This is a genomic window from Hoeflea sp. AS60 (assembly GCF_038900115.1).
In the GTDB taxonomy this organism is placed as follows: Bacteria; Pseudomonadota; Alphaproteobacteria; order Rhizobiales; family Rhizobiaceae; genus Hoeflea.
Genome location: NZ_JBBMQP010000002.1, coordinates 1,565,777 through 1,589,814, shown reverse-complemented (window position 1 = coordinate 1,589,814; position 24,038 = coordinate 1,565,777). Strand labels below are relative to the sequence as shown.

General features: G+C 60.1%; 22 protein-coding genes and 1 tRNA gene. 13 read left to right on the top strand and 10 right to left on the bottom strand.

Annotated elements, in window-relative coordinates:
• Window positions 1-9: 9 nt before the first annotated feature.
• Window positions 10-3,228: an efflux RND transporter permease subunit gene (locus WNZ14_RS17990; protein ID WP_342869989.1), complete on the bottom strand. Its 3,219-nt coding sequence runs from the start codon at window positions 3,226-3,228 to the stop codon at window positions 10-12.
• Window positions 3,225-4,193: an efflux RND transporter periplasmic adaptor subunit gene (locus WNZ14_RS17985; protein ID WP_342869988.1), complete on the bottom strand. Its 969-nt coding sequence runs from the start codon at window positions 4,191-4,193 to the stop codon at window positions 3,225-3,227. The genes WNZ14_RS17990 and WNZ14_RS17985 overlap by 4 nt, the downstream gene beginning before the upstream one ends.
• Window positions 4,194-4,509: 316 nt before the next feature.
• On the opposite strand from WNZ14_RS17985, the gene WNZ14_RS17980 reads away from it, so the two are divergent.
• The 3 genes from WNZ14_RS17980 (at window position 4,510) to WNZ14_RS17970 (ending at window position 5,956) form a co-directional block, all read left to right on the top strand.
• Window positions 4,510-4,758, top strand: a complete 249-nt coding sequence (locus tag WNZ14_RS17980) for a hypothetical protein (protein ID WP_342869987.1) — start codon at window positions 4,510-4,512, stop codon at window positions 4,756-4,758.
• A 127-nt stretch (window positions 4,759-4,885) separates the two neighbouring features.
• Window positions 4,886-4,962: transfer RNA gene (locus WNZ14_RS17975), tRNA-Pro, on the top strand.
• Window positions 4,963-5,140: 178 nt separating this feature from the next.
• Window positions 5,141-5,956 carry an EAL domain-containing protein gene (locus tag WNZ14_RS17970; RefSeq protein ID WP_342869986.1) on the top strand — a complete coding sequence of 272 codons (816 nt, stop codon included), beginning with the start codon at window positions 5,141-5,143 and terminating at the stop codon, window positions 5,954-5,956.
• Between the two features lie 46 nt (window positions 5,957-6,002).
• Here the strand turns inward: WNZ14_RS17970 and WNZ14_RS17965 are convergent, their stop codons facing one another.
• Window positions 6,003-6,908 carry a LysR family transcriptional regulator gene (locus tag WNZ14_RS17965; protein WP_342869985.1) on the bottom strand — a complete coding sequence of 302 codons (906 nt, stop codon included), beginning with the start codon at window positions 6,906-6,908 and terminating at the stop codon, window positions 6,003-6,005.
• A 104-nt stretch (window positions 6,909-7,012) separates the two neighbouring features.
• On the opposite strand from WNZ14_RS17965, the gene WNZ14_RS17960 reads away from it, so the two are divergent.
• Window positions 7,013-7,207 (top strand): hypothetical protein, encoded by a 195-nt coding sequence (locus tag WNZ14_RS17960; RefSeq protein ID WP_342869984.1) that lies wholly within the window; start codon window positions 7,013-7,015, stop codon window positions 7,205-7,207.
• Window positions 7,208-7,282: 75 nt separating this feature from the next.
• Window positions 7,283-7,681 (top strand): tautomerase family protein, encoded by a 399-nt coding sequence (locus WNZ14_RS17955; protein WP_342869983.1) that lies wholly within the window; start codon window positions 7,283-7,285, stop codon window positions 7,679-7,681.
• Window positions 7,682-7,685: 4 nt separating this feature from the next.
• Here the strand turns inward: WNZ14_RS17955 and WNZ14_RS17950 are convergent, their stop codons facing one another.
• Window positions 7,686-8,372: a winged helix-turn-helix domain-containing protein gene (locus WNZ14_RS17950; protein WP_342869982.1), complete on the bottom strand. Its 687-nt coding sequence runs from the start codon at window positions 8,370-8,372 to the stop codon at window positions 7,686-7,688.
• Between the two features lie 70 nt (window positions 8,373-8,442).
• On the opposite strand from WNZ14_RS17950, the gene WNZ14_RS17945 reads away from it, so the two are divergent.
• The 5 genes from WNZ14_RS17945 (at window position 8,443) to WNZ14_RS17925 (ending at window position 15,163) form a co-directional block, all read left to right on the top strand.
• Window positions 8,443-8,772 (top strand): NIPSNAP family protein, encoded by a 330-nt coding sequence (locus tag WNZ14_RS17945; protein WP_342869981.1) that lies wholly within the window; start codon window positions 8,443-8,445, stop codon window positions 8,770-8,772.
• Window positions 8,769-9,116: an antibiotic biosynthesis monooxygenase gene (locus tag WNZ14_RS17940; RefSeq protein ID WP_342869980.1), complete on the top strand. Its 348-nt coding sequence runs from the start codon at window positions 8,769-8,771 to the stop codon at window positions 9,114-9,116. Before WNZ14_RS17945 ends, WNZ14_RS17940 begins: the two co-directional genes overlap by 4 nt.
• Window positions 9,117-9,260: 144 nt before the next feature.
• Window positions 9,261-10,424, top strand: a complete 1,164-nt coding sequence (locus WNZ14_RS17935) for an MFS transporter (RefSeq protein ID WP_342869979.1) — start codon at window positions 9,261-9,263, stop codon at window positions 10,422-10,424.
• Between the two features lie 312 nt (window positions 10,425-10,736).
• Window positions 10,737-11,978 carry an efflux RND transporter periplasmic adaptor subunit gene (locus WNZ14_RS17930; protein WP_342869978.1) on the top strand — a complete coding sequence of 414 codons (1,242 nt, stop codon included), beginning with the start codon at window positions 10,737-10,739 and terminating at the stop codon, window positions 11,976-11,978.
• A gap of 74 nt (window positions 11,979-12,052) precedes the next feature.
• Window positions 12,053-15,163 carry an efflux RND transporter permease subunit gene (locus WNZ14_RS17925; protein ID WP_342870275.1) on the top strand — a complete coding sequence of 1,037 codons (3,111 nt, stop codon included), beginning with the start codon at window positions 12,053-12,055 and terminating at the stop codon, window positions 15,161-15,163.
• A gap of 72 nt (window positions 15,164-15,235) precedes the next feature.
• Here WNZ14_RS17925 and WNZ14_RS17920 read toward each other — a convergent pair whose 3' ends face one another.
• The 3 genes from WNZ14_RS17920 to znuA form a co-directional block, all read right to left on the bottom strand.
• Window positions 15,236-16,159: an NADP-dependent oxidoreductase gene (locus tag WNZ14_RS17920; RefSeq protein WP_342869977.1), complete on the bottom strand. Its 924-nt coding sequence runs from the start codon at window positions 16,157-16,159 to the stop codon at window positions 15,236-15,238.
• 259 nt (window positions 16,160-16,418) lie between these two features.
• Window positions 16,419-17,357 (bottom strand): DUF808 domain-containing protein, encoded by a 939-nt coding sequence (locus WNZ14_RS17915; protein WP_342869976.1) that lies wholly within the window; start codon window positions 17,355-17,357, stop codon window positions 16,419-16,421.
• 178 nt (window positions 17,358-17,535) lie between these two features.
• Window positions 17,536-18,558, bottom strand: coding sequence for a zinc ABC transporter substrate-binding protein ZnuA (gene znuA, locus WNZ14_RS17910; protein ID WP_342869975.1), 1,023 nt, complete (start codon window positions 18,556-18,558; stop codon window positions 17,536-17,538).
• Between the two features lie 100 nt (window positions 18,559-18,658).
• Between znuA and WNZ14_RS17905 the strand changes: the two genes are divergently transcribed.
• Genes WNZ14_RS17905 through WNZ14_RS17895 form a run of 3 tightly spaced genes read left to right on the top strand, consistent with a single transcriptional unit; the run spans window position 18,659 to window position 20,830 of the window.
• A complete protein-coding gene (locus WNZ14_RS17905) occupies window positions 18,659-19,576 on the top strand; it encodes a metal ABC transporter ATP-binding protein (protein ID WP_342869974.1) in 918 nt (305 codons plus the stop codon).
• The gene (locus tag WNZ14_RS17900) at window positions 19,566-20,411 is read left to right on the top strand and encodes a metal ABC transporter permease (protein ID WP_342869973.1); all 846 of its coding nucleotides are present in this window, start codon (window positions 19,566-19,568) and stop codon (window positions 20,409-20,411) included. Before WNZ14_RS17905 ends, WNZ14_RS17900 begins: the two co-directional genes overlap by 11 nt.
• Window positions 20,408-20,830, top strand: a complete 423-nt coding sequence (locus WNZ14_RS17895; RefSeq protein WP_342869972.1) for a Fur family transcriptional regulator — start codon at window positions 20,408-20,410, stop codon at window positions 20,828-20,830. The genes WNZ14_RS17900 and WNZ14_RS17895 overlap by 4 nt, the downstream gene beginning before the upstream one ends.
• A gap of 4 nt (window positions 20,831-20,834) precedes the next feature.
• Here WNZ14_RS17895 and sthA read toward each other — a convergent pair whose 3' ends face one another.
• From sthA to WNZ14_RS17880, 3 genes are all read right to left on the bottom strand, one after another.
• On the bottom strand, window positions 20,835-22,253 hold the full coding sequence (sthA, locus tag WNZ14_RS17890) for a Si-specific NAD(P)(+) transhydrogenase (protein ID WP_342869971.1): 1,419 nt from the start codon (window positions 22,251-22,253) through the stop codon (window positions 20,835-20,837).
• A 171-nt stretch (window positions 22,254-22,424) separates the two neighbouring features.
• Entirely contained in the window at window positions 22,425-23,075 is a 651-nt protein-coding gene (locus WNZ14_RS17885) for a pyridoxamine 5'-phosphate oxidase family protein (RefSeq protein ID WP_342870274.1), read from the bottom strand.
• 323 nt (window positions 23,076-23,398) lie between these two features.
• Window positions 23,399-24,034 carry a hydrolase gene (locus tag WNZ14_RS17880; RefSeq protein ID WP_342869970.1) on the bottom strand — a complete coding sequence of 212 codons (636 nt, stop codon included), beginning with the start codon at window positions 24,032-24,034 and terminating at the stop codon, window positions 23,399-23,401.
• Window positions 24,035-24,038 lie beyond the last annotated feature (4 nt).

The window sequence follows — 24,038 nt, the reverse complement described above, 5'->3', positions numbered from 1 at the left end:
AGGTCCGGCTCAGGTCCTGAGCACCCGGTAGATCGCCGGGATCACCAGCACGGTTAGCGCCGTCGATGAGGCGAGACCGAACAACAGCGAAATCGCTAGGCCCTGGAAGATCGGATCGGTCAGGATCACCGCCGCACCGATCATTGCCGCGAGCGCTGTCAGGATGATCGGCTTGAAGCGGATTGCGCCGGCCTCGATCAGCACCGGTGTTAGCGGCGTGCCCGGCACATGGGCATGACGGATGAAATCCACCAGCAGGATCGAGTTACGCACGATGATGCCGGCAAGCGCGATAAAGCCGATCATCGAAGTGGCCGAGAACGGCGCGCCGAACAGCCAGTGGCCGATCAGAATGCCGATGAAGGTCAGCGGCACCGGGGTGAGGATGACCAGCGGCGCCTTGAACGAGCCGAACTGGGCCACCACCAGGATGTAGATCCCGAGCAGGGCCACGCCAAAGGCGGCACCCATGTCACGGAAGGTGACCCAGGTGACTTCCCATTCGCCGTCCCACAGCACCGTCGATGCTTGCTCGTCGGCGGGCTGGCCGTGCAGCGCGATCACCGGCTTTTCAAGCCCGGTCCAGTCCATCGCGTCGAGCGCATCCTGCACGGCGAGCATACCGTAGAGCGGGGCTTCGTAGTCGCCGGCCATTTCGGCCATCACCATTTCAGCCGCGCGGCCATTGTGGCGGAACACCGGAAAGGATGAAGTCTCACGAGAGACATTCACCACGTCACCCAGTTCCACGATGCTGCGGTCACCCGGCAGCACGTTGGCTGGGATCGGCGTCGTCAGGAAACTCTCATTGACCACACGCTCCGAACGCGGGCGTTCGAGGCGGATGGCAATCGGCGTGCGGCCGCCGCCCCGGTGCGAATAGCCCACAGTCTGACCGGTGTTGAGGAGCGAGATGGTGTCGAACACGTCCTGTTCCTGCACCTTGAAGAATTCCAGCTCGTCGGTCGAGATCTTCACCCTCACCCTGTCGGCCGGCTGGCCCCAGGAATTGTCGATATCGACGATGAAGTTTGCCGAACGGAATGCCTCCTCGACTCGTCTCGCCACCGCGCGTCGGGTCTCGGCATCCGGACCATAGATTTCCGCCAGCAGCGTCGCCATCACAGGCGGGCCCGGCGGTGGTTCGACAACTTTCAGGCTGGCGCCTTGCGGCAGCGAAATGCTCGAAATGCGGGCGCGGATATCCAGCGCAATATCATGGCTTGACCGGTCCCGTTCACCCTTGGGGGTCAGATTGAGCGCGACATCGCCCATCTGGCTCTCCGAGCGCAGGAAGGAATGCCGCACCAGTCCGTTGAAGTTGAACGGTGCAGCAGTCCCCGCATGGGTCTGGGTCGACCTGACTTCCTCAAGCTTCAGCGCTTCGCGGGCCACGGCCTGGGCGATGGCGTCGGTGTCTTCCACCGTGGTGCCTTCGGGCATGTCGATCACCACGGAGAGTTCCGACTTGTTGTCGAATGGCAAGAGCTTGACCGTCACATGCTTGGTATAAAACAGCGACAGCGAGGCAAGCGTCATGGCGCCGACGACAAGCAGAAAGATCCACGAGCTGGTCTTGCTCGACAGGATCGGCCGCGCCACGGCACGATAGATCTTGCCAAGCGCGCCTCCGGCTTGTTCGCCTTCACTGGGACCGTGATGCATCGGTGCAGGGCCGGCAATCTTCAGCATCAGCCATGGCGTGACCATGACGGCGACGAAGAACGAGAAAACCATGGCTGCCGAGGCGTTGGCAGGGATCGGGCTCATGTAGGGGCCCATCATGCCCGACACAAACAGCATTGGCAGCAGCGCCGCGACCACCGTCAGGGTGGCGACAATGGTCGGGTTGCCGACTTCGGCCACGGCTTCGATCGCCGCCTGCTTGCGTTCGCGGCCATCACCCATGCCCCAGTGACGGGCGATGTTCTCGATCACCACGATGGCGTCATCAACCAGAATGCCGATGGAAAAGATCAGTGCGAACAGCGAGACGCGGTTGAGCGTGTAGCCCATCACCCGCGATGCGAACAGCGTGAGCAGGATCGTCACCGGAATGACGATCGCCACCACCAACGCTTCGCGCCAGCCGATAGCCAGCCAGACCAGCAGTATGATCGAAACTGTCGCAAGCCCCAGATGGTAGAGCAGCTCGTTGGCCTTCTCATTGGCGGTCTCGCCGTAATCGCGGGTGACTTCGACGGACATCGAATCGGGTATCAGCGAGCCTTCAAGCGCCTCGGTGCGCTCCAGAATCTGCTCGGCAACCAGCACCGCATTGGCGCCGGCGCGCTTTGCGATCGCGAGCGTCACGGCGGGCTTGCGGTCGATGCCGCCTTCCACTCCGTCCTCTGAATGCGTCACTGTTGCGACGATCCGCGCGGTGCTGTCGGTGGCGAATGAGATCTCGGCCAGGTCGCGCACGTAGACGGGACGCCCGTCACGGGTGGTGATCAGCAGATTGCCGATCTCGGCCGGCGCATAAAGCGTTTCGCCGACCATCAACTCGGCTGACTTGCCATCGATGGTGACTTCGCCCGCAGGGAAGGCGCGGTTTGCGCCACTGACCTTGGCCGCCAGTTGCTGCAGCGTCACGCCGTTCAGCGCCAGCCTTTTGGGGTCGGGCGCAATGCGGATGATCTCGTCGGTGTCACCGACCAGATAGGTCAGCCCGACATTGTCGATCTTGGAGAGTTCGGTTCTGAGCTCGCGGGCAACGCGGGTCAGGTCCGTGGCAGACACCGTGTCTCCGGCTTCCGCGGACGGAGTCAGTGTCAGCGAGACAATGGCGACATCGTCGATGCCGCGCCCGACGATCAGTGGTTCGGGTATGCCGACCGGGATCCTGTCCAGATTGGCGCGCACCTTGTCATGCACCCTGAGAATGGCGGAATCGGTTTCCGTGCCGACGATGAAACGTGCGGTGACCAGCACCTTGTTGTCCGATGTCTGCGAATAGACATGCTCGACGCCGTCGATGCTCTTGACGATTGTCTCAAGCGGCTCGGTGACCAGCTTGACTGCATCATCGGCCTTGAGCCCCGGCGCGCTGAGCATGATATCGACCATCGGCACCGAGATCTGCGGCTCTTCCTCGCGCGGCAGCGTCAGCAGTGCGACGATGCCGAAGGCGAAGGCCGCCAGCAGGAACAGCGGGGTGAGGGGGGAGGTGATGAAGGCGCGCGTCAGCTGGCCCGCAATTCCCAATCCGGAATCTTTGGTTTTCATGGCCGCAGCACCTTGTCGCCGGCGGATACGCCGCTGATCACTTCAACGAGCCCGGCATTGTCGCCGTCCTGGGCCGCGCCCAGGATAACCGTCCGTTCAACCGCTGTTCCGTTGTGATCTTCAACCGAAATGAAATCGAGGCCGTGGCGGCTCGTCACCGCGTCGATGGGTGCCAGCAGCGCGGTGCGGGTGCCGATCGGTACTTCAACCAGGATGCGGGCGTTGACGAATGCGGTGTCGAGCTTGTCGACCTCGACATCGGCGATCACCCTTCCATTATCGATCTGCGGATAGATCTTGGCGAGCCGCCCAAAGGCTTCCCCGGTGGCCATTGTGATGCGAAGTTTGGCATCTGTCTGCAGGTTGCCGGCAAAGCGTTCTGGCACGGCGAGCCTGAGAAAGAAGCCGCCCGAACCGATCGTTGCCAAAGGTTCGCCCGGCATGATCACCGAGCCGCGAAAGACGGGAACTGTCAGCACCCGCCCGTCTGCAGGCGCAACAACCGCGCCTTCGCTTTCCTGCTGGGTCAGTCCAGCCCGTTGGGCCTGCGTTGCGGCGATCTGGTTGCGTGTGACCTCGACATCGGTCGAAAGCTGCGTCAGCCGCTGCCGTGTGACAACGCCCTGGCTCATCAGTGTCTCGCCACGTGTGAATTCTGCTTCTGCTGTCTTGAGCTGGGCGGAGAAAGCCGCGAGCTGGGCGTCAAGTGCCGCGATCTGGAACGCGATCTTCTCATCCTTGACCAGACCGAGCTGCTGTCCCGCTGTCACCAGATCGCCTTCGCTGATCGTCAGTTCCTCTATTACCCCGCCGATCCGTGCCCGCGCTGGAACGATGTCGCGCGATTCGACCCGCGCCTGAACGGCTTTCCATTCGGTGATTTCGGTCGGCGACAGCGTCAGGGTCTCGGCCTGCGCAATGCTGGCGGAGACGGAGACAAGAAGCGCAAAGCTGAGCATTTTCATAGATTGCCTCATTTCATAGGGTCGGGGCACGCGGACACCGGAGCGACCATGATCGAGCAAGGATCAACTGTCATTGCGCGAGATCAATGGCCCGGTGTCTGGTTGTGATGCATATAGGCGCTTATATGTAATATCGCAAATATAAAATAAAACGTGGAGAAACCTGCCTTCACCTGCCTGCGGAAAACCGCATCATCGGTTGTTGACCCCGCGCCGGTGATCGGCTTTTGTGTCCGGACACTGGCAAGTGTCCGGGGGAGGCCTGCAACGTCAGCTCCTCGCTGCAAGCCAGCATATGTTTTGGAAGGACGAACTCATGAGATGGGCACTGGTTGATTTTGGTCATCCGTTTTACCGGCCGCTGACGCGACGGATCATCATTTTCGTGCTTCTTCTGGTCTGGACCGTGGTTGAGTTCTTCTCGGGCTCCTCAGGCTGGATGATGCTGTTTCTGGCGCTTTCAGCCTATGTCGGCTGGGGTTTTTTCCTGTCCGGCCAGGCTGATGCGCCGCTTGAGGACAAGACCGACACCCCCCAGACACCTCCTTCGGAAGATGGCAAATAGCCCAAACAAGGCAGAGGCAGTTCGGGCATCTGCGACGCCGGTAAAATCATCCTCCTTCAGCGCGGATTTTGAAGGGCCGGGGGCTTGTGGCGGCGATTATGCCGGTCTATAAGCCAGCCGCTGGTCACGGAGTGTAGCGCAGCCTGGTAGCGCACGTCGTTCGGGACGACGGGGTCGGAGGTTCGAATCCTCTCACTCCGACCAGAATTTCCAGGCTTCTTCCCGAGATGGCTCAAAACTGATCCCCTCTTTTGATTGAAAACCCGGTAAGCCCAATTCTGTCTTGGCGGCTTCACATTGGTCTGAGCGCCATTCGCAACTCACACGGTCTTTTAATGGTTCGTTGCTTACAGTGCAGTCAAAACGCATTTGAGAGAGCATTATGACAGACAGGATGAAATGCCAGGCGTGCCGTGACGGTGCAAGATTCGAGCTTCCGATTACCATGGCTTTCCAGCCGATACTGGACGTTCGCAAAAACACGATCTTCGCCTACGAGGCGCTCTTGCGCGGCGTTGATGGCGCGGGTGCCGGTGCCATCCTGTCGCAGGTCACAGACGCCAATCGCTATGCTTTCGATCAGACATGCAGAGTGACGGCGATCGAGCTTGCAACCGAGCTCGATCTCGCCAGAGAGAACTCTTATCTGTCGATCAACTTCTTGCCGAACGCGGTCTATGAACCCAAGGCCTGCATCAAGCTGACCCTGGAAACCGCAATGCGGACCGGTTTCCCGGTCGAACGGATCATGTTCGAGTTTACCGAAGCGGAACGCGTCGATACGGCACATCTGCTCAATATTCTGCACGCCTACCGCAATCTGGGTTTCAAGACGGCGATTGATGACTTTGGCGCGGGCTACGCAGGACTTGATCTTCTCGCTAAATTCCAGCCGGACATTGTCAAGCTGGATATGGACTTGATCAGGGACATCGATCAGTCGTCGGTCAAGAGGACCATACTTCGCCACAGCCTGAACATGCTGCATGATCTTGGCATCGACACGGTCTGCGAAGGCGTGGAAACACAGGCGGAGTTCGATGTCCTGTGTGATCTTGGCGTCGATCTGATGCAGGGCTATCTCTTAGCCAAACCCGAAATCAGAGCACTTCCCGTACCAGAATTGATCAAGACATCTTCGCGACAGGATGTCGACGATACTCCGTCACACCTAGATCTGGCGGACGAACTCGCCTGATTGACGCTTCCGCGTAATTCTTGACCACACATTGAACTGACCTCGTTCAGCGAACGGGCTCCGGGGTGTGTTCGAGTAGGAAATCGATGAAGGCCCGCACGCGGGGCAGATTTTGGCGTCCCGGCGGCATCAGTGCGGTGATCGGTACCGGCTCTGAGGCGTGGCAATCAACCAGCAGGGGCTTGAGCCGTCCGTCCCCGATTGCATCTTCGATGACGAAGCTTGCCAAACGGGCGATGCCAAGGCCGGATAAGGCCATTTCCGCCAGAATGTCGGCATTGTCGCATGTGACCGCCGGCTTGACTGCTACCGGTGTCACCTTGCCCTCAACCATGAGTGGCCATTCGGAAAGGCGAGCAAAGCCGGTGATGAGCAGGCAGTCGTGGTTCTTGAGGTCGGACGCCTGTCGCGGCTCGCCATGCCGGGCAAGATAGGCCGGGCTTGCGACAATGATGCGCCTGGCTTCGCCAAGCCGACGCGCCACAAGGCTTGAATCGGTAAGCGGACCTGTGCGGATCGCCACATCCAGTTGCTCGCCGATCACGTCGACGCGCCGATCAGCCACTGAGACATTCAGATCGATCTCGGGGTAAAGCTCCCTGAATTTTGGCAGCACCGGCGCCAGCCGATGCTTGGCGTAGGCCGTGCCCATGCTGACCCGGATCGTGCCCTTCGGCTTGCCGCGCGCGGCCATGACCTCGGCCTCCGTCGCCTCGATTGCAGCCAGGATCTCGCGGCCCCGCACCAGCAGCGTTTCGCCCTCCGCAGTCATCATCAGCCGCCTGGTCGTGCGTTGCAAAAGCTTGACGCCCAACCGGTCCTCGAGCCGCGTTACAGCCTTGGAGACGCCGGATGGCGTCAGCCCGGTTTCCTCGGAAGCAGCGGCGAAGCCGCCGCGCTCCACCACCCGCACGAAGATGCCGATCTCGTCGGATGCTGCGATCCTATTCATGACTGGTATTCCGGAGTGTTGATCATCAAACGAAGATTATCATCTTCCGCAATAATAATACAACTCTCTTCAACGCCACGGACGAAAGCTTGAAGGAGACAGCCATGTCGAGCCCCAACCATCAGATCCCGCACCTATCTTCCCATTCGATCAATCCTGCGCCTGACTACTACCGGTACAGGGAGCGCGCCCATCAAGAGCGCACCAAAGCCATCAACAGTGCGATGTCTGCAGTCTGGAACAGGCTGACCGGCCGGAGTGCTCGCCAGAAGAACGATGCAGCGTTCTGGGCGGCCTGAAACGGCATAAGAAAACGGCCGACCTGTCCGCGAAGGCCCCTTCGAACGCAATCAAACCTCATGGAGAAGACGACAATGCCCCTGGTCAAGTTCAATATACCGCAGTCGCTTTCGGGTGACCGGATCGCCGGATTGCGCACCGCCGTGCATCAGGCGCTGGTGGAGCATGCCAACGTGCCGTCAGATGACCTGTTTCATGTCGTTCACCGGCTTGATGCGACAAGCCTGCTGGTCGATCACGCCTTCCTGGGTGTCGAGCGGAGCCAGGAGGCGGTGATCGTGGAAATCACCTTCCGCATGGGGCGGACCGAGATCCAGAAGCAGGCGCTTTACCGTGAGATCGTGCGGCTGGCGCAGGCGAGGGCTCAATTAAGGCCGGAGGATATAATGGTCGTGCTGACCGAAAACACCTCGCTCGACTGGAGCTTTGGCGCAGGTGTCGCGCAGTACGCGCCGGCGCAGGTTCCAGCCTGAATTGTCACTCTTGCGGGCAGAAGGCAGCCAACAATTCCGTCTCGCCGTGAGCCGTAAATTGCACCACCCGTGACGCCGGTTCGCGGCTGGCCCAGCCAAGGCTTTCAAAGCGGGAAAGCAGGCCCTGTCCAAGCGAACCGGCCAGATGTGTGCGCCGCGCGCTCCAGTCAAGACAGGACCGGCACAGGGGCCGCCGCTGGGCTTCGAGTGCCACCATGTCGATGCCGAACCCTTCCATCCGCAAATGGCCAGCCGGCGTCAAAACCGGCTCGCCGTCAATTTCTGCAAGTAATTCCGAGGCCATCAGGCCATCATAAAGCGCGACACCAAGCTCTCCCGCCAGATGGTTGTAGCAGACCCGCGCTTTCCTCAGCGCCGGATCTTTGGGGCCGGTCCGTGTGCGCGTCAGCCCTCGCCGTGCGGCAAGGCCCATCATGGTTTCGAGAAGTGCGCCGACATCATCATCCGCAAGCGCAAAATAGCGATGCCGGCCTTGTTTGCGCTGGATCAGCAGGTCGGCGGCTTCGAGCTTCTTGAGGTGGGAGCTTGCCGTCTGCACTGTCACGCCGGCCTCGGCCGCAAGTTCGCTCGCGGTCAGGGCCCCACCGGCCATCAGCGCGGTGAGCATGTTGGCGCGCGCCGGATCACCGATCAGCGCGCCCAGCTGGGCAATGTCCGGACCTTCCTTCATACTTCGATGCTAATCGAAGCATTAGCGCTCGTCAACGTGGCATGGATGTCTCCGCACAAAGGAGACCGTGATGATCACTTGCTTTATCCGCTACCACATCGACCCGACAAAGAAAGCGCAGTTCGGGGAATACGCCCGCAACTGGGGGCAGGCCATACCGCGATGCGGTGCCGAGCTGATCGGCTATTTCAGCCCGCACGAAGGCTCCTCGACACTGGCCTACGGGGTCTATTGCATCGAAAACCTTGCCGCCTATGAGGCATACCGGCAGCGTCTGTCTCAGGATCCGCTGGGCCGCGAGAACTACGAATTCGCCCAGCGCGAGAAATTCTTGCTGCGCGAGGACCGGACATTCTTCAAGCTTGCCTCCGGCCCGCATGCCGCGCTGGTGCGGCCATGATCGCGGTCATCTTCGAAGTTGAGCCGGCGGACGGACGCCGCACCGAGTATCTTGAAATTGCTGCCTTTATGCGTCCGATGCTCGAAGAGGTCGACGGCTTCATTTCGGTCGAACGCTTCGAAAGCCTCACCACTCCGGGCAAGCTCCTGTCGCTGTCGTTTTTTCGCGACGAGGAAGCCGTCATGCGCTGGCGAACTATGAATGCGCACCGAAATGCCCAGTCGCGGGGCAGGGCGGGCGTGTTTGCCGATTACCGGCTTCGCGTGGCGCATGTGTTGCGCGATTACGGCCTGCATGACAGGGACGAGGCACCCAATGACAGTCGCGAGACACACCGGCAATGACAACCCCTGGTCATCAAGCAGATGACCAAACATGTGTGCGTTTCCGTGCGGTTTCGATGGAGTTGCTGTCAGGGATGAATTAAACCGAAATCAGGTTTGGCGATGAGTCTCACCAATCAGCTTCCATTTTGGAGCCGTATCGCCATGGCAAAGCCGAAAATCGCGGCAACCCGTTATTACATTCTGACATTTCTGCCGGCTGCGGTTACCGTTGCCTATCTGCCGATCTGGCTCAACGAGCAGGGGATCACGGATGCACAGATCGGGTTGATCAACACGTTGCCCATGGCCGGCATGCTGCTGTTCAGCGTATTTGTAGGCCGCCTGGCCGACCGGGCGTCAGACTGGAAGCAGGCTATCCTCATTGGCACCGGTCTGGCAGCAGTCTTCTCGCTTTTGCTCGGTTTTGCAGAAGGATTCTGGATGATCCTTCTTATCTGGACCATGACCACAGTGCCCGCCGGGCTGATCGGCCCTGTCGCCGATGCGGCGACCATGCGAATGTCGTTGCGGCTCGGCTTTTCATTCGGAGCGACGCGGGCCTGGGGGACCGTTGGCTTTCTCACCACCTGTTTTGCCACCGGCTACCTGATCCTTTGGTTTGGCGCATCGTCTTTTGTCTGGTTGATGGCCGCTGCCTGCTTGATCCGGTTCCTGGCTGCGGTTGGCCTGCCGAGGTTGCGCGATGCCGATCAGCCCCGCACGCGGCCGGAAGGGACTTTCCTGTCGCGCGAAGTCATTGCCACGTTCCAGCCTTGGGTCTTGTTGCCGGTGATTGCCGGCGCCATCCTGTTTTCCAATCACATGGTCATGAACGCGTTCTCGTCGCTGGTTTGGAAGCAGCAGGGGTTATCGGAAACCACCATCGGCGCCTTGATCGCACTTGGCGCGGCCGCGGAAGCTGCAACCATGTTTGCCTGGAAACGCATTAACATCCGCTTTCCAGCCCGCGTTCTCATTCTGATTGCCGGCGCAGTCTCAATCTTGCGATGGGTCGGCATGACCCTGTCGCCACCGCTCTGGGTGATCGTGCTGATGCAGCTTGGTCAAGCCGTGACCTTCACGTTTTCCTATCTCGGATGCCTCTATTTCATAGCCAAGCGCACCAGCGAAGACATCTCTGCCGAAGCGCAGAGCCTGTTTGGCGTCATGATGCAGGGATTTTCGATCCTGGTCGTCTCGAGCTTTGGCATCGCTTTCGGTGTGATTGGCGTCAATGCTTTCTGGATCTGTGTCGGGCTGTCGGTACTCGCTATCGCGATGGTGCAGGTGTCGCTCAGAATGCGCGGTCCCGACACGAGCGACTGAGACGAGGCTGGCAGAGCCAACGCTGTGCCGCCATGTCTCATGGGCCCGACCTGATGGCGCAGGCTTGCTTGCCGGTGGTTCCAATGCAGTCGGGGTCTGCGGTAGATTGCCTCGATCCATGAAAAAACGGTGTTTCGAATTTTCCAAATCTGTCTAAATGGTAACGTGAATTCCGCGAGCAGCGCGCTATGTTCCATGCGTGAAGTAATTGATTTGCAGCAGAAGCTTTTGGCATGCCTGATCCGGACCGCAGTCGAGCAGGCGAGATGTGTTGGTCACGGGTCTCGCTGAGCCCTATTGAAAGATACGAATTTGAAACTCTGGAAACAACTGCTGGTCTCGCTTGTCCTGATCGCCGTCGCATTCGTGACGTGGTCCTGGGCCTACCCCGGTGCGCATGACGTTCTTGTCCGCAACGGGTTGGAACGGATATCGTTCTTTCCGCCCGCAGCAGACGCGGCGAAGGGGGGATCTTCTGGCGGGCAGCAGGCAGGCGGCCCGGGCCGATCCAGGGGGGCACGCGAGGCGCTTGTTGTTGTTGCGCCGGTCAGCGATGGCATCGTCAACGACAAACTCACCGCCATCGGAACCGGCCAGGCCGTGCGGTCGGTTTCGGTCAGGGCGCTTGTTTCCGGACAGATCGCCGACATCCCGGTGCGCCCGGGCGGCAAGGTTGAGCGCGGCGATGTGCTGATGCGCCTTGATGCCGCACAGGAAGAACTTGCTGTCGAACGTGCCAAGCTCACCGTCAGCGATGCGAAGGCCAAGGTTGATCGTCTTCAGAGCCTTGTTGCCAGTAGTGCCGCCTCCAGTGTGGAGGCCGACCAGGCGCAGAACGCACTTGGCACGGCAGAGGTGGCGCTGAGGGAAGCCGAACTCAACCTGACCCGGCGCACTGTCACCGCGCCGATCAGCGGATCGCTTGGCATCCTTGCCGTCAACGCGGGCGACTATATTACCAGCCAAAGCGAGATCGCCAGCATTGATGACCGCAGCCAGATTCTGATCGAGTTCTTTGTGCCAGAGCGGTTCGCGTCGGGCATGGAAGTGGGCAAGGCTGTTACCGCAAGCGCCAGCTCACGGCCGGGAGAACGTTTCAGCGGCGAGATTTTCGCGGTCGACAACCGCGTCGATGAGGCAAGCCGCACCTTGCGTGTGCGTGCCCAGATCGCCAACCCGGAAGACACACTGCGCGCCGGCATGTCGTTTGAGGTGACCGTTGCATTTGAGGGGGACCGCTGGCCCGCCGTCAATCCGCTGGCGATCCAGTGGGATTCCACCGGCGCCTATGTCTGGCAGGTGACGGATGGCAAGGCGGCCCGGGTCGACGTTGCCATCATTCAGCGCAATTCCGATTCTGTTCTGGTCAAGGCTGATCTGGCGGCAGGCGATGAAGTTGTGACGGAAGGCGTGCAGAGCGTCCGGCCCGGCGCCGCTGTCAACGTCATTGGCGGCAGTGAGAAGCCGGGCGGCAATGAAGAGCAGGGATCCAGCGAGGAGCCGACGGCTCAGCGATCGACAACTGAAAAAACCCGCACAGGGAGTGGCGCATGAGCGAGCGTGACGAAGAGCTCATCGATGTGTCAGAGCCGGACGTATCGCCGGAAACAGGCGGAGGCGCAGCCCTCATGGTTCGCCGCCCCGTGCTGGCGATTGTCATCAGCCTTCTGATTGTTGTTGCAGGCCTTGCAGGTCTCTACGGCGCCGAAATCCGGGAATTGCCAGATGTAGACCGTCCGGTGATCACAGTGACGACCGGTTTCACCGGCGCCTCGCCGGAAACAGTAGACCGTGAACTGACCGCCATAGTCGAGGGGGCCGTGGCGCGGGTCTCGGGCGTCGCTTCCATGTCGTCAACGTCGACGCTGGGGCGCAGCCGCGTGACGGTTGAATTCAGCGACAGCACTGATCTCAATGTCGCGGCATCCGATGTCCGTGATGCGCTCGGCCGCGTGACCAACAACATGCCCGATGGCGCCGATGATCCGCGCATCGTCAAGGCCGATGCCAATTCCGACCCGGTCATGCGGCTGGCCGTCACGTCCGACCGCTACAATGTCCAGGACATGACCATTCTTGTCGAGGATCTGGTGGTCGACCGCCTGGCGGCTGTCCCCGGGGTCGCCGACGTCAATGTTTATGGTGACCGCGAGAAAATTTTCCGTGTCGATGTCGACCAGTCTCGTCTTGCAGCCTTTGGCCTGACGCTTGCCGACCTACGCAGCGCGTTGAGCAATGTCGCCCTTGATGTCCCTGCCGGTTCGCTGACCGCCCAGACCTCCGACATCGTCGTCCGCGCGACGGCTGATGTCACCACGCCGGAAGGTTTTGAAGATCTCTACATCAATGACCGGATCAGGTTCCGCGATGTCGCCAATGTGACGCTCGGTGCCGACCCCGGCGATTCGGTTCTGCGCGCCAATGGCCGCACCGGTCTGGGTATGGGCATCATTCGCCAGTCCGCGTCCAACACGCTTGAGATCTCACAAGGGGTTCGCGCCGCAACCGAGGCCATTCAGGCAATCCTGCCTGAGGGCGTGGATATTCGGGTGACCAGCGATGACGCCACCTTCATCAGTGGTGCTATTGATGAGGTCCGCAATACACTGATCCTCGCGGTGCTCATCGTCATCGCCATCATCTTCCTCTTCCTGCGCGATTGGCGGGCAACACTCATTCCTGCCGTCACGCTTCCGGTGTCGTTGATCGGTGCCTTCGCGGCGATCTGGCTTGCGGGATTTTCGGTCAACATTCTCACGCTTCTGGCCTTGGTGCTTGCCACCGGCATGGTGGTCGATGACGCCATCGTGGTGCTCGAGAACATCGTTCGCAAGCGCAATGAAGGCATGGGCGTGCGCGCTGCGGCCGTCATCGGCACCCGCGAAGTTTTCTTCGCCGTCATCACCACCACCGCCACGCTTGCCGCAGTCTTCATTCCGATCTCGTTCTTGCCGGGTCAGGCGGGTGGGCTGTTCACCGAGTTCGGATTTGTACTCGCCTTCACGGTGATGATTTCGAGCGTCGTTGCGCTCACACTTTGTCCAATGCTGGCGTCAAGGCTGATCAAGCGGCGCGATATGTCGAAGGCATCCGACAAGGAAAGCGGTTTCGTGGCTTTCGGCACTTACATGTCAAAACAGTATGCGTCTCTGCTGCGAAAGTCGCTGGATGCGCCGCTGGTCGTGATTGTGATTGCCTTGCTGGCAGCGGGTTCGGCGCTGGCGCTGCTGCCGACGATTCCACAGGAACTGACGCCGCCGGAAGACCGGGCGGTGGCCCTCATCCGGATTTCGGCACCGCAGGGCGTCAGCCTGGATTACACCCGTGCCCGCATGACCGAGATCGAGCGTCTGGTGGCTCCGCTGCGCGACAGTGGCGAGGTGCGCAACATCTTTGCCATCGCCGGAACCGGTGGCTCAGCAAACAACGGCTTCATGGTGTTGACCCTTGCTCCCTGGGGTGAGCGGGTGCGCTCTCAGGCCGATATTGTCGCCGAGCTCAATCGCGCGGTGGCAACAGTTCCGGGCTTGCGTGCTTTCGCCATTCAGCCCAACAGCTTGGGCATTCGCGGCGCAGGCAACGGCTTGCAATTTGCCTTTGTCGGCAACAGCTATGATGAATTGGGCGATGTTGGCCAGCAGATGGTCACCAAGCTGGAACAGGATCCCCGTTTCAACCAGATCCGGCTATCGTACGAGACCACCCAGCCGCAGATTTCGGTTCAGATCGATCGCGCCCGCGCCTCTGATCTCGGTGTCAATATCGACGGTCTGGCAGAAGCCCTGCAGGCCCTGCTCGACGGCCGCGAAGTGGCTCAGGTGTTCATCGAAGACCGCTCGTATCCGGTCAAGCTGATGTCTACCAACAACCCGATCAACGATCCGACTGATCTCGAATCGATCTATCTCAAGGCAGGCGATGGCCGCATCGTGCCGATGTCGACAATCGCGACGCTGACCGAAAAGGCTGTTGCTCCAGATCTCAGGCGCGAAAGCCAGATGCGGTCGGTCTCGATCACGGCCGGGCTGTCACCTTCTTTTGCTCTCGGCAACGCCTGGTCCGAAGCCGTCACAATTGCCGAACCGCTGATGCCTGCAGGCGTGCGTATCATCCCGCTCGCCGAGGCGGCAACGCTGGATCAGTCCTCAAATGACATGCTGATTACCTTCGGCATTGCCATCATCGTCGTGCTGCTGGTGCTGGCGGCTCAGTTCGAAAGCTTCGTCAGTGCTTTCATCATCATCTCGACGGTGCCGCTGGGGCTCGCGTGCGCCATCTTCGCGATGGCCATGACCGGCGGCTCGCTCAATGTCTACAGCCAGATCGGGCTTGTGCTGCTGGTCGGCGTCATGGCCAAGAACGGCATTCTGATTGTCGAGTTCGCCAACCAGCTGCGCAATCGTGGCATGGACATCCGTTCTGCGATCGAGGAGGCCTCCAACATCCGGCTCAGGCCTGTGATGATGACCATGATCTCGACCGTGCTCGGTTCCGTGCCATTGCTGCTGGCGTTCGGGGCAGGGGCTGAAGCACGCATCGCGCTCGGCTGGGTCATCGTCGGCGGTCTCGGTCTGGCCATGATCGCGACGCTGTTCCTGACCCCGGTGGCCTACCTGCTGCTGGCCAGGTTTGCCACACCGTCCGCACAAGAGGAGCGACGGCTCGACGCGGAACTGCGTGAAGCGGACGAGCTGGACAGGCGAAAGGTCCGGCAAGCGGAGCTTTCACCGGGCGAATGAACCAAAAAGGCCCAAGTGTCCAGTTTTGACACAAGGGCCCGCAGGCCACGAAGGCGATAGATTTCAGGTGAGTTACTTGACGGCGACGACGATCTTGCCGACCGCATGTCCGTCGGCCAGCTTGTCATAGGCTGCCGAAATGTCAGCGAGCTTGTAGCTGCTGTCGATCACCGGCTTGACGACGCCCTTGTCGATCAAGGCATCGAGTTGGGACAGCTGTTCGCCGCTGGGCGACATGAGGAACCACTCAAATCGGACACCGTGCTTTTCGGCTAGGTTGTCGGTGTCCTGTCCCTTGATCGAAACCAGAATGCCGCCCTTCTTGAGAACGCCAAAGGAGCGGGCCATGATGTCGTCGCCCATCATGTCGAACACCACATCGTAGTCCGAGACAATATTCTCAAATCTCTCGGTCTTGTAGTCGATCACCTCGTCGGCACCGAGTGAGCGCACCAGATCAGCATTCCTGGCGCTTGTGGTTGTGGCGACATGGGCGCCGATATGCTTGGCAATCTGGATCGCCAGCGTCCCAACACCGCCCGACCCGGCATGGATCAGGACTTTCTGGCCGGCCTTGAGGTCTGCCTTGTCGACCAAAGCCTGCCAGGCGGTCAGTCCGGCCAGCGGGATTGAGGCAGCCTCTGCATGGCTGATGCTTTCAGGTTTGAGCGCCAGTTCGTTTTCCTTGATCCGGGCAAACTCGGCCAGCGATCCGGCATCGTCCTGGTTTGGACGGGCATGAACAGCATCACCGACCTTGACCTTTGTCACGTCGGCGCCGGTTTCAGTGACGATGCCCGAAACGTCATAGCCCATCACAAACGGGAACGAGACTGGGATCATGTCTTTGAGGTAACCTGCGCGAACAATGTTGTCGATCGGATTGAGGCTCGCTGCATGCACTTCTACCAGCACGGAATCAGCATTGAGTTTCGGCGTATCGACATCGCCAATGACGACGTCAGTGGCATAATCTTTGATAATTGCGGCTTTCATGATGGGTATCCTGTGCGATCTGCAATCGACGCGAAGTGACTTGCCGTTGGAAGGCGGGGCAGCGACGCGCCTCATGTGATTGGGAGGTCAGGGCCTGAATGCCGGAACGCCTTTTAGGAGGAATGCAGCTTCGTGATCAGGCAACTTATCGGTACAACGCAGATGGCTGCTTGGAAGTTCCGCTTCAATGGCCGGCACGTCATAGTAATGAGCCAACTGTTAAGGTTGGCGACTGTCGCGGAGCAGATTTTCGTGCCGGTCAGCCGCGCTTAAACACGCGTGACCCAAGCCCCATGATCGCCAGCAGAACCAGCCCCACCGCCAAGCCGAAGACCCCGCTTATCGCTGCTTCCGTTGCCCAGCCGAGGAAACCCGGCGCAATGGATACCGCATCGCGAACCTTGGCAGACATGTCCTGGACAAAATGACCGAGCGCGTTGATGTCGAAGGTCTCGAGACCGTGAATGATGATGGATCCGCCAACCCACAGCATCGCAGCGGTGCCGATGCTGGCGACAGTTTCCATGAAGGCTGGCATGCCGCGCACGATGGCTCGGCCGAGGCTGCGTGTTGCCTCAAAATAGGCGCCCTGTGCCATTTTCAAGCCGACATCATCGGCCTTCACCAGCACCGCTACACTGCCATAGACCGCTATCGTGATACCGACGGCCACCAGCGCCAGCACCATGCCTTCCATCCAGATCGAGTCGGCCTCAATTGATGAGAGCGCGATGGTCATGATCTCAGCCGAGAGGATGAAGTCAGTCTTGATTGCGCCGCTGACCCGTTGCTGTTCGAGATGCGCATGATCGATCGGCTTGTCGGTATCTACCGGGACAGGTTCGGGGTGGAATATGTGCCAGATCTTCTCGGCGCCTTCAAAACACAGATAAGCGCCACCAAACATCAGCAAGGGTGACAGCAGCCACGGCGCAAACACGTTAAGCAGCATCGCGATCGGCAGCAGGATGACGAGCTTGTTGAACAGCGATCCGCGCGCGATTTTCCAGACAATCGGCAATTCGCGCGCAGCTGGCAGGCCTTGCACATATTTCGGTGTGACCGCGGTATCGTCAATCAGCACCCCGGCTGTCTTGACGCCGACCTTGGCTGCCTGCGCCGAGATGTCGTCGAGTTGCGCTGCTGCCAGCTTGGTCAATGCTGCGACGTCATCGAGAAGGGCTAGCAATCCGCTCATAGTGTCAATTTCCTGTCTACGCCTGATCAGACCCCGGGCTTGTCCGGCCCGTCAAGGCTGCCGGATACCCGATATGGCCAGTCCCGCCAACCTGCGCAGGGACCTGTTCAAGGGAACTTGCGAAATCCACAATGGTTCCGCAAGCTCTATCCTTGATTGACGTGGCAGGAGATCAGTTTCAGCGATCCTGCAGGCAGTCGTGCATTGAAGTGGCAAGGTTGCGGATCAGTTGGAAATAGAGCTCCGGCCCATCGTCAATCGTCGCCCCGAGGGGATCGAGAACGGCGGTGCGGGCTTCAGTGCCTTCAATGGCGACGTCGATCAACTGGCTGTCGAACTGTGGTTCAGAGAATGCGCAGACGGCATTGAGCTCGCGCACCTTGTCCTGAATTGCCGAAACCCGTTCCGCGCTCGGACGCACCTCCGGGTTGACCGTGATCGAGCCGGCGGCCTCCATGTCAAAGCGCTTTTCGAAATACTGGTAGGCATCATGAAAGACGATGAACTGCTTGCCATGCACCGGGGCTAGGGTAGCGTTGACCTCTTCGATCAGCGCGTCGAGCTTCTGGTTCGTCCGGGCGACATTGGCGGCATAGGTGGCGGCATTTGCAGGGTCTTTTTCCGACAGCGCCTCGCCGATTGCGCTGACGAAAACCTTGGCGTTTTCCGGATCAAGCCAGAGATGGGCGTCGAAGCCGCCTTCATGGTGATCATGATCATGATTATGATCATGGTCATGGTCATGGTCTTCGCCGCCGGCTTCGGCGTGGTCCTCGCCCTTGTGCGCATCATCGCCATCCGCATGATCGGCATGGGAATGCACCTCGAACGGGCCGCCCTGACGGAATGGCAGCTGGTTGAGACCGTCCACATCCATCAGTTCCACTGCGCGGGCGCCGGACCCGATCGTCTCGATCGGCTTTTCAAGAAAGCTCTCGAGCTCATGCCCGACCCAGAAGATCATGTCGGCATTTTCCAGCGCCTTTGCCTGACTGGGTTTGAGCGCATAGGCATGCGGCGAGGCGGCGCCTCCGACAATCAGGTCTGGCGTGCCCACGCCTTCCATCACCGAGGCGACCAGCGCGTGAACCGGCTTGATCGAGGCGACCACGCGCGGCGAGGCAAAACTCTGCGCTGACCAGAGTGGCAGCAGCGCAAGCGAAAGTACTGCACTTGCGGCAAGGGAGCGAAGCGACGTCATGAGAACTCCATAATGTTATATAGTTACGTTGTTGTGTAACGGTATAACGTGTGTCATATCATCAGGCAAGATAGGAAAGTCGTTTTTCTGAGGAACAGGCATGCTGCAGCCACAACCGCCCCTGATTTCGCTTGAGCGAGCCGGCGTCGAACGCGCCGGGCGCTGGCTGGTGCGCGGGGTTGATCTGACCATCCGCAAGGGCGAGATCGTGACCTTGATCGGGCCCAATGGCTCGGGCAAGTCGACCACCGCAAAGATTGCGCTCGGGGTGATCAAGCCCGACGAAGGTTCTGCCGATCGCATGCCCGGCCTTCGCGTTGGCTATGTGCCACAGAAACTCTCTGTCGACTGGACGCTGCCCTTGACCGTGAAGCGCTTCATGCGCCTGACCGGTGGCGTCTCGTCTGGAGCCGCTGAACAGGCGCTCAAGGCCACCGGAATTTCGCATCTGCTGGCGTCGGAAGTGCGCAATCTCTCTGGCGGCGAATTCCAGCGCGCCATGCTGGCCCGCGCCATCGCCCGCAAGCCCGATCTCCTGGTGCTGGATGAGCCGGTACAGGGCGTCGACTATAGCGGCGAAATTGCCCTTTATGATCTTATCAAGAAGATCCGCGACGACATCGGCTGTGGCGTTCTGCTGATCTCGCATGATCTGCATGTCGTCATGGCCGCCACCGACCGTGTGATCTGCCTCAACGGCCACGTCTGCTGCCAGGGCACACCCGTCGCCGTGGCCGCAAGCGACGAATACCGCCGGATGTTTGGCGGCCGGGTTGATGCGGCACTCGCAGTCTATGAGCACAATCATGATCACACCCATCTGCCCGATGGCACAGTCCGCCACGCTGACGGTTCGGTGACGGCGAGCTGCCATCCCGACGATGGCCATCATGATCATGATGACGACCATGCCGGTCACGACCATCATGACCACGGACACGACCATAACCACCATCATTCGCCAAGCGGCAGCGCCGGATCCGCTGTTGGTAAAGGGGAGGGACGTAATGCTGGATGATTTCTTCACCCGTGCCGTGCTCGCAGGCCTCGGCGTTGCCTTGGTCGCAGGTCCGCTCGGCTGTTTCATCGTCTGGCGCAGGCTTGCCTATTTCGGCGATACGCTGTCGCACGCCTCGCTGCTTGGCGTCGCTCTCGCCTTCCTCTTCGAGGTCAACATCACGCTTGCGGTTTTTGCCGTTTCGGTGCTGATCTCGCTGGCGCTGCTGTTGCTGCAGAAGCGCGCCACGCTTTCGTCTGACGCGCTGCTCGGTCTGCTGTCGCATTCAGCCCTTGCCCTGGGGCTTGTCGCGCTCGCCTTCATGACATGGGTCCGCATGGATCTGATGGGCCTGCTCTTCGGTGACATCCTCGCCGTCTCCACGACGGACATCGCGGTCATCTGGGGCGGCGGCATTATCGTGCTGGTGGTCCTGGCCCTGATCTGGCGACCGCTGTTTGCCGCCACCGTCAGCGCCGAACTGGCGGAAGCCGAAGGCATGCATCCCGACCGCGCAAATCTCGTCTTCATGATCCTGATGGCGACCGTCATCGCCATGTCGATCAAGATCGTCGGCGTGCTGCTGATCACCGCCATGTTGATCATTCCCGCAGCCACAGCCCGGCGCTTTGCTTCTGGCCCCGAGCAGATGGCGATCTTCGCCTCGCTTGCCGGCATGGCGGCCATTGTGCTCGGCCTCGAAGGGTCGCTGAGATGGGATACGCCCTCCGGCCCGAGCATCGTGGTCGCGGCCCTTGCCCTGTTCCTGGTTGCCATGTCTCCAATCGGCGGACTGATCGCGCGGCTTGCGCGCGGCCGCACTCATCCACCCAAATCGGAAGGATCCACCTCATGAACGAAGTTGCACACAGTCATGAACACGGACGTGCACCGTCCGATCTCACCAAGAACCAGTCGCTGGTGTTTGGCGCACTCTCGCGCGCTGATGGCCCGTTGTCGGCCTACACCATTCTCGACCAGTTGCGCGACGATGGTTTCCGCGCACCGCTGCAGGTCTACCGCGCACTCGACAAGCTGGTCGAGACTGGCATGGTCCACCGGCTTGAAAGCCTCAACGCCTTCGTCGCCTGCCGCCATCCCGGCTGCGACAGCCACGAAACCATCGCCTTTGCCATCTGCGAGACCTGCGGCAAGGTCACCGAGATCTCCGACGAGGGGCTCGAAACGCGTCTGCGCGCGCTTGCAGTCACTGATGGCTTCACCGTCAGGAAGGCCGTGGTAGAGTTGCGCGGTATATGTTCGGGATGCGCCTGAAAGCTCAGGCTGAGATCAATCCCTGGGTGTCTGGCACCGGCATCCGGTTCCAGGCGTCAAGCGCTGCGATCTTGTAGGCTTCGGCAAGGGTCGGATAGTTGAAGGCGTTCTCGACGAAGTACTCAAGCGTGCCCTTGAGGTTGAGCACGGCCTGGCCGATGTGGATGAGTTCCGTCGCGCCCTCACCAACGATATGACAGCCCAGAAGCCTGCGGGTCTTGAGCGAGAAGATCAGTTTCAGCATCCCCGTATCGAGCCCCATGATGTGACCGCGCGATGTTTCCCTGAAACGGGCAATGCCGCATTCATAGGAAATTCCGCGCTCGATCACTTCCTCTTCCGTCATGCCGATTGTCGACATTTCGGGCACCGAGTAGATCCCGTAGGGGAAGAACTTCGGTGGCTCGTGGGCAGGCCGTCCGAGCGCGTGGCAGGCAGCAATCCGGCCCTGTTCCATCGATGTCGAGGCAAGGCTCGGAAACCCGATCACGTCGCCTGCGGCATAGATGCTGGGCACGTCGGTCTTGAATGTTTTCGGATCCACCTTGATCCGGCCGCGGCTGTCGCTTTCGAGACCGCATGCCTCTAGGTTGAGCTCAGTGGTTGCGCCCATTCTGCCGGCGGCGAACAACACCATTTCCGAGCGGATGTTTCTGCCGCCCTCCATCTGGATTTCGCACATGCCGTCTTCCAGCTTGCTGATCTTCTCGGCCTTTCGGCCAAAGCGCAGAACCATGCCGCGGTCCTTGAGCTGATGGGTGAAATCGTCGATCAGCTCCCGGTCGATGAAGTCCAGCATCGTATCGCGCGGCTCGACCAGCGTCACATGCACATCAAGCGAGCTGAAGATCGTGGCATACTCGATGCCGATGACGCCGGCGCCGATGACCGCAATGGACCGGGGCAGGTGGTCAAGGTTCAGTATCTCGTCGCTGTCAAAGATGTTCTTGCCGTCAAACGGCACGTAACCCGGCCGGAACGGAACCGTTCCGACAGCCAGCAGTATGGACTCTGCGGAGAATTCGAACGTCTCACCCTGTTCGCCATCGACCTCGATGGTGGTCTGGTTCTTGAACCGCGCATCGCCGCGCAAGGTGGTGACCTGGTTGCGGGCGAACTGGTGCTCGAGCACCTCGATCTCGTGGTTGAGCGTGATGTCGAGCCGCGCGCGCAGATCCCCCGCCGTCAGGTCCTGCTTCACCCGGTAAGACCGGCCGTAAAACCCGCGCTCGCGCCATCCTGAGAGATTGAGCGCTGTCTCGCGCAGGGTTTTCGACGGAATGGTTCCGGTATGAACCGAAACCCCACCAACACGGTGGCCTCGCTCCACCACCAGAACCTTCTTGCCAAATTTCGCAGCCTGAATAGCCGCCCGCCGCCCGGCCGGGCCGCTGCCAATGACGATAAAGTCGTAATGTTCCATGGGGAGAGCGTCCAGGTTCAAATTTGATTAAGGCTTTAATCAATTTGAACACGAAGTTTCTAAGGAATCCTTGCTGCGCTGCGGCAAATGCAAAATCCATCGTTTGACGCTCATCGTGCCGACAGCGAGAACGCCGAGCCTGCCGGGTTCTCTCCAAACTCAATGCCTAATTCAGTACATTGTGGTCTTGTACTCGTCTTCGAGGCCAGCATCCAATTTACGCATCTCGTCGCCGTCGCTCGGAGCGCCCGTTGTCTGGTCCAGGATCATGTTCATCAGGGACGGCATCTCGGCGCGATCCTGAAAGTGATCCGGATCCCACAGGTGAGAGCGCCGGAATGCCTTGGCGCAATGCAGGAAGACCTCTGTCACCTTGATCACGATTGCGATTTTCGGGGTGCGCTCGTTGACGCGCATGCTCTTGAGAAGCTCTGGGTCGGTGACCAGGCTGGCCTGTCCGTTCACACGCAATGTGTCGTCAAAACCGGGTATGACAAACAGCAGCCCGACGCTGGGGTTGGCGAGAATGTTGACCAGACTGTCGAGACGGTTGTTTCCGGGCCGGTCCGGTATCGCCAAGGTGCGCTGATCGAGAATTTCGACAAAGCCGACCGGGTCACCGCGAGGACTGACATCGGCCCTTCCATCCAGGTTCTGCGTGCCGATGCAGAGGAACGGTGACCGCCTGATAAAGTTCTGTGCGTGGATGTCGAGTGAATTCTGACACTTCTGGGCAGCCAGTGGGTGCGTCGCCTGAAACAGACTTCGAAGAGAGGCTTCGTCCCTGATGACGAAATCCGGATTGACGGTGAAGTCCTTCATGGCATTGCCCTCCCGAAGCTGCCCCTTGGGTCTGCTCCGCTCCACCACCATGGATCGGTCAGACATGTGTGCGCCGAAGACGATCAATTTCAGCTCACCATGAGGTACGTACCTCTGTGGTTTGCAATCAGTCAAGACCCGATAGAAGGATTTGGCCGCTTCAGGAGTTGGACCTGTCCCAAACACCAACCAGCAGCTGTGGCCTCGCTCTGCCGCCAGAAAAGTCTTGGCGAACCTTTCAGCTGAATGGACGGGGGACACAGGCAGGCCGGGCCGCATGCTTCCTGGTAGAGGCATGCGGCCCTTCTGGTCTGATACTGAATTCAGCTTCCCTGCTGCGGAATGTTGGCAAGTGTATATTCCACCGCCCATTGCAGCCCGCCGCCATGGGCAAGAGCGATCGGATACATCCGCGGGTATTCGGCCGCCGTGTTGTCTGGCGTCCATTCGGCGGCTACGGCGAACCAGCTCATCGGCACCGCACCCGCCTGGATCATCCGCTGGCACGCGCGTTCATGCGATTCTGGCGTAAGCCCGCCAGACGCATCGGCGACGAAGAACACCTCGTAGCCGGCCTGCATCGCCGAAATCGCGGTCTGGGCCAGACAGACTTCGGTCCAGAGTCCCGCCATGACCAGCTTCTTGCGGCCCGTTGCCTTGACGGCTTCAACAAAAGCGGGATCTGACCAGGCATTGGTATTGTGACGGTCGATCGGTTCGACATCGGGCCAAAGCGCTGTCAGTCCCTGGAACAGCGGATCCATCAGCGGCCCCGACCTTCCGTTGATCGTCGTCAGGATGGTCGGCACGTCGAGGGTCTTGGCGGTCTTTGCCAGCCCCAGCACATTGTTGGTCAGATGCTCCGGCGTGATCGAGTTGATAGGAAACGCCACCCATGGCTGATGGTCGATCAGGCAGAGCACGGAATTCTCGATGGTAAGCGTATTGATCGTGTGCATGGTC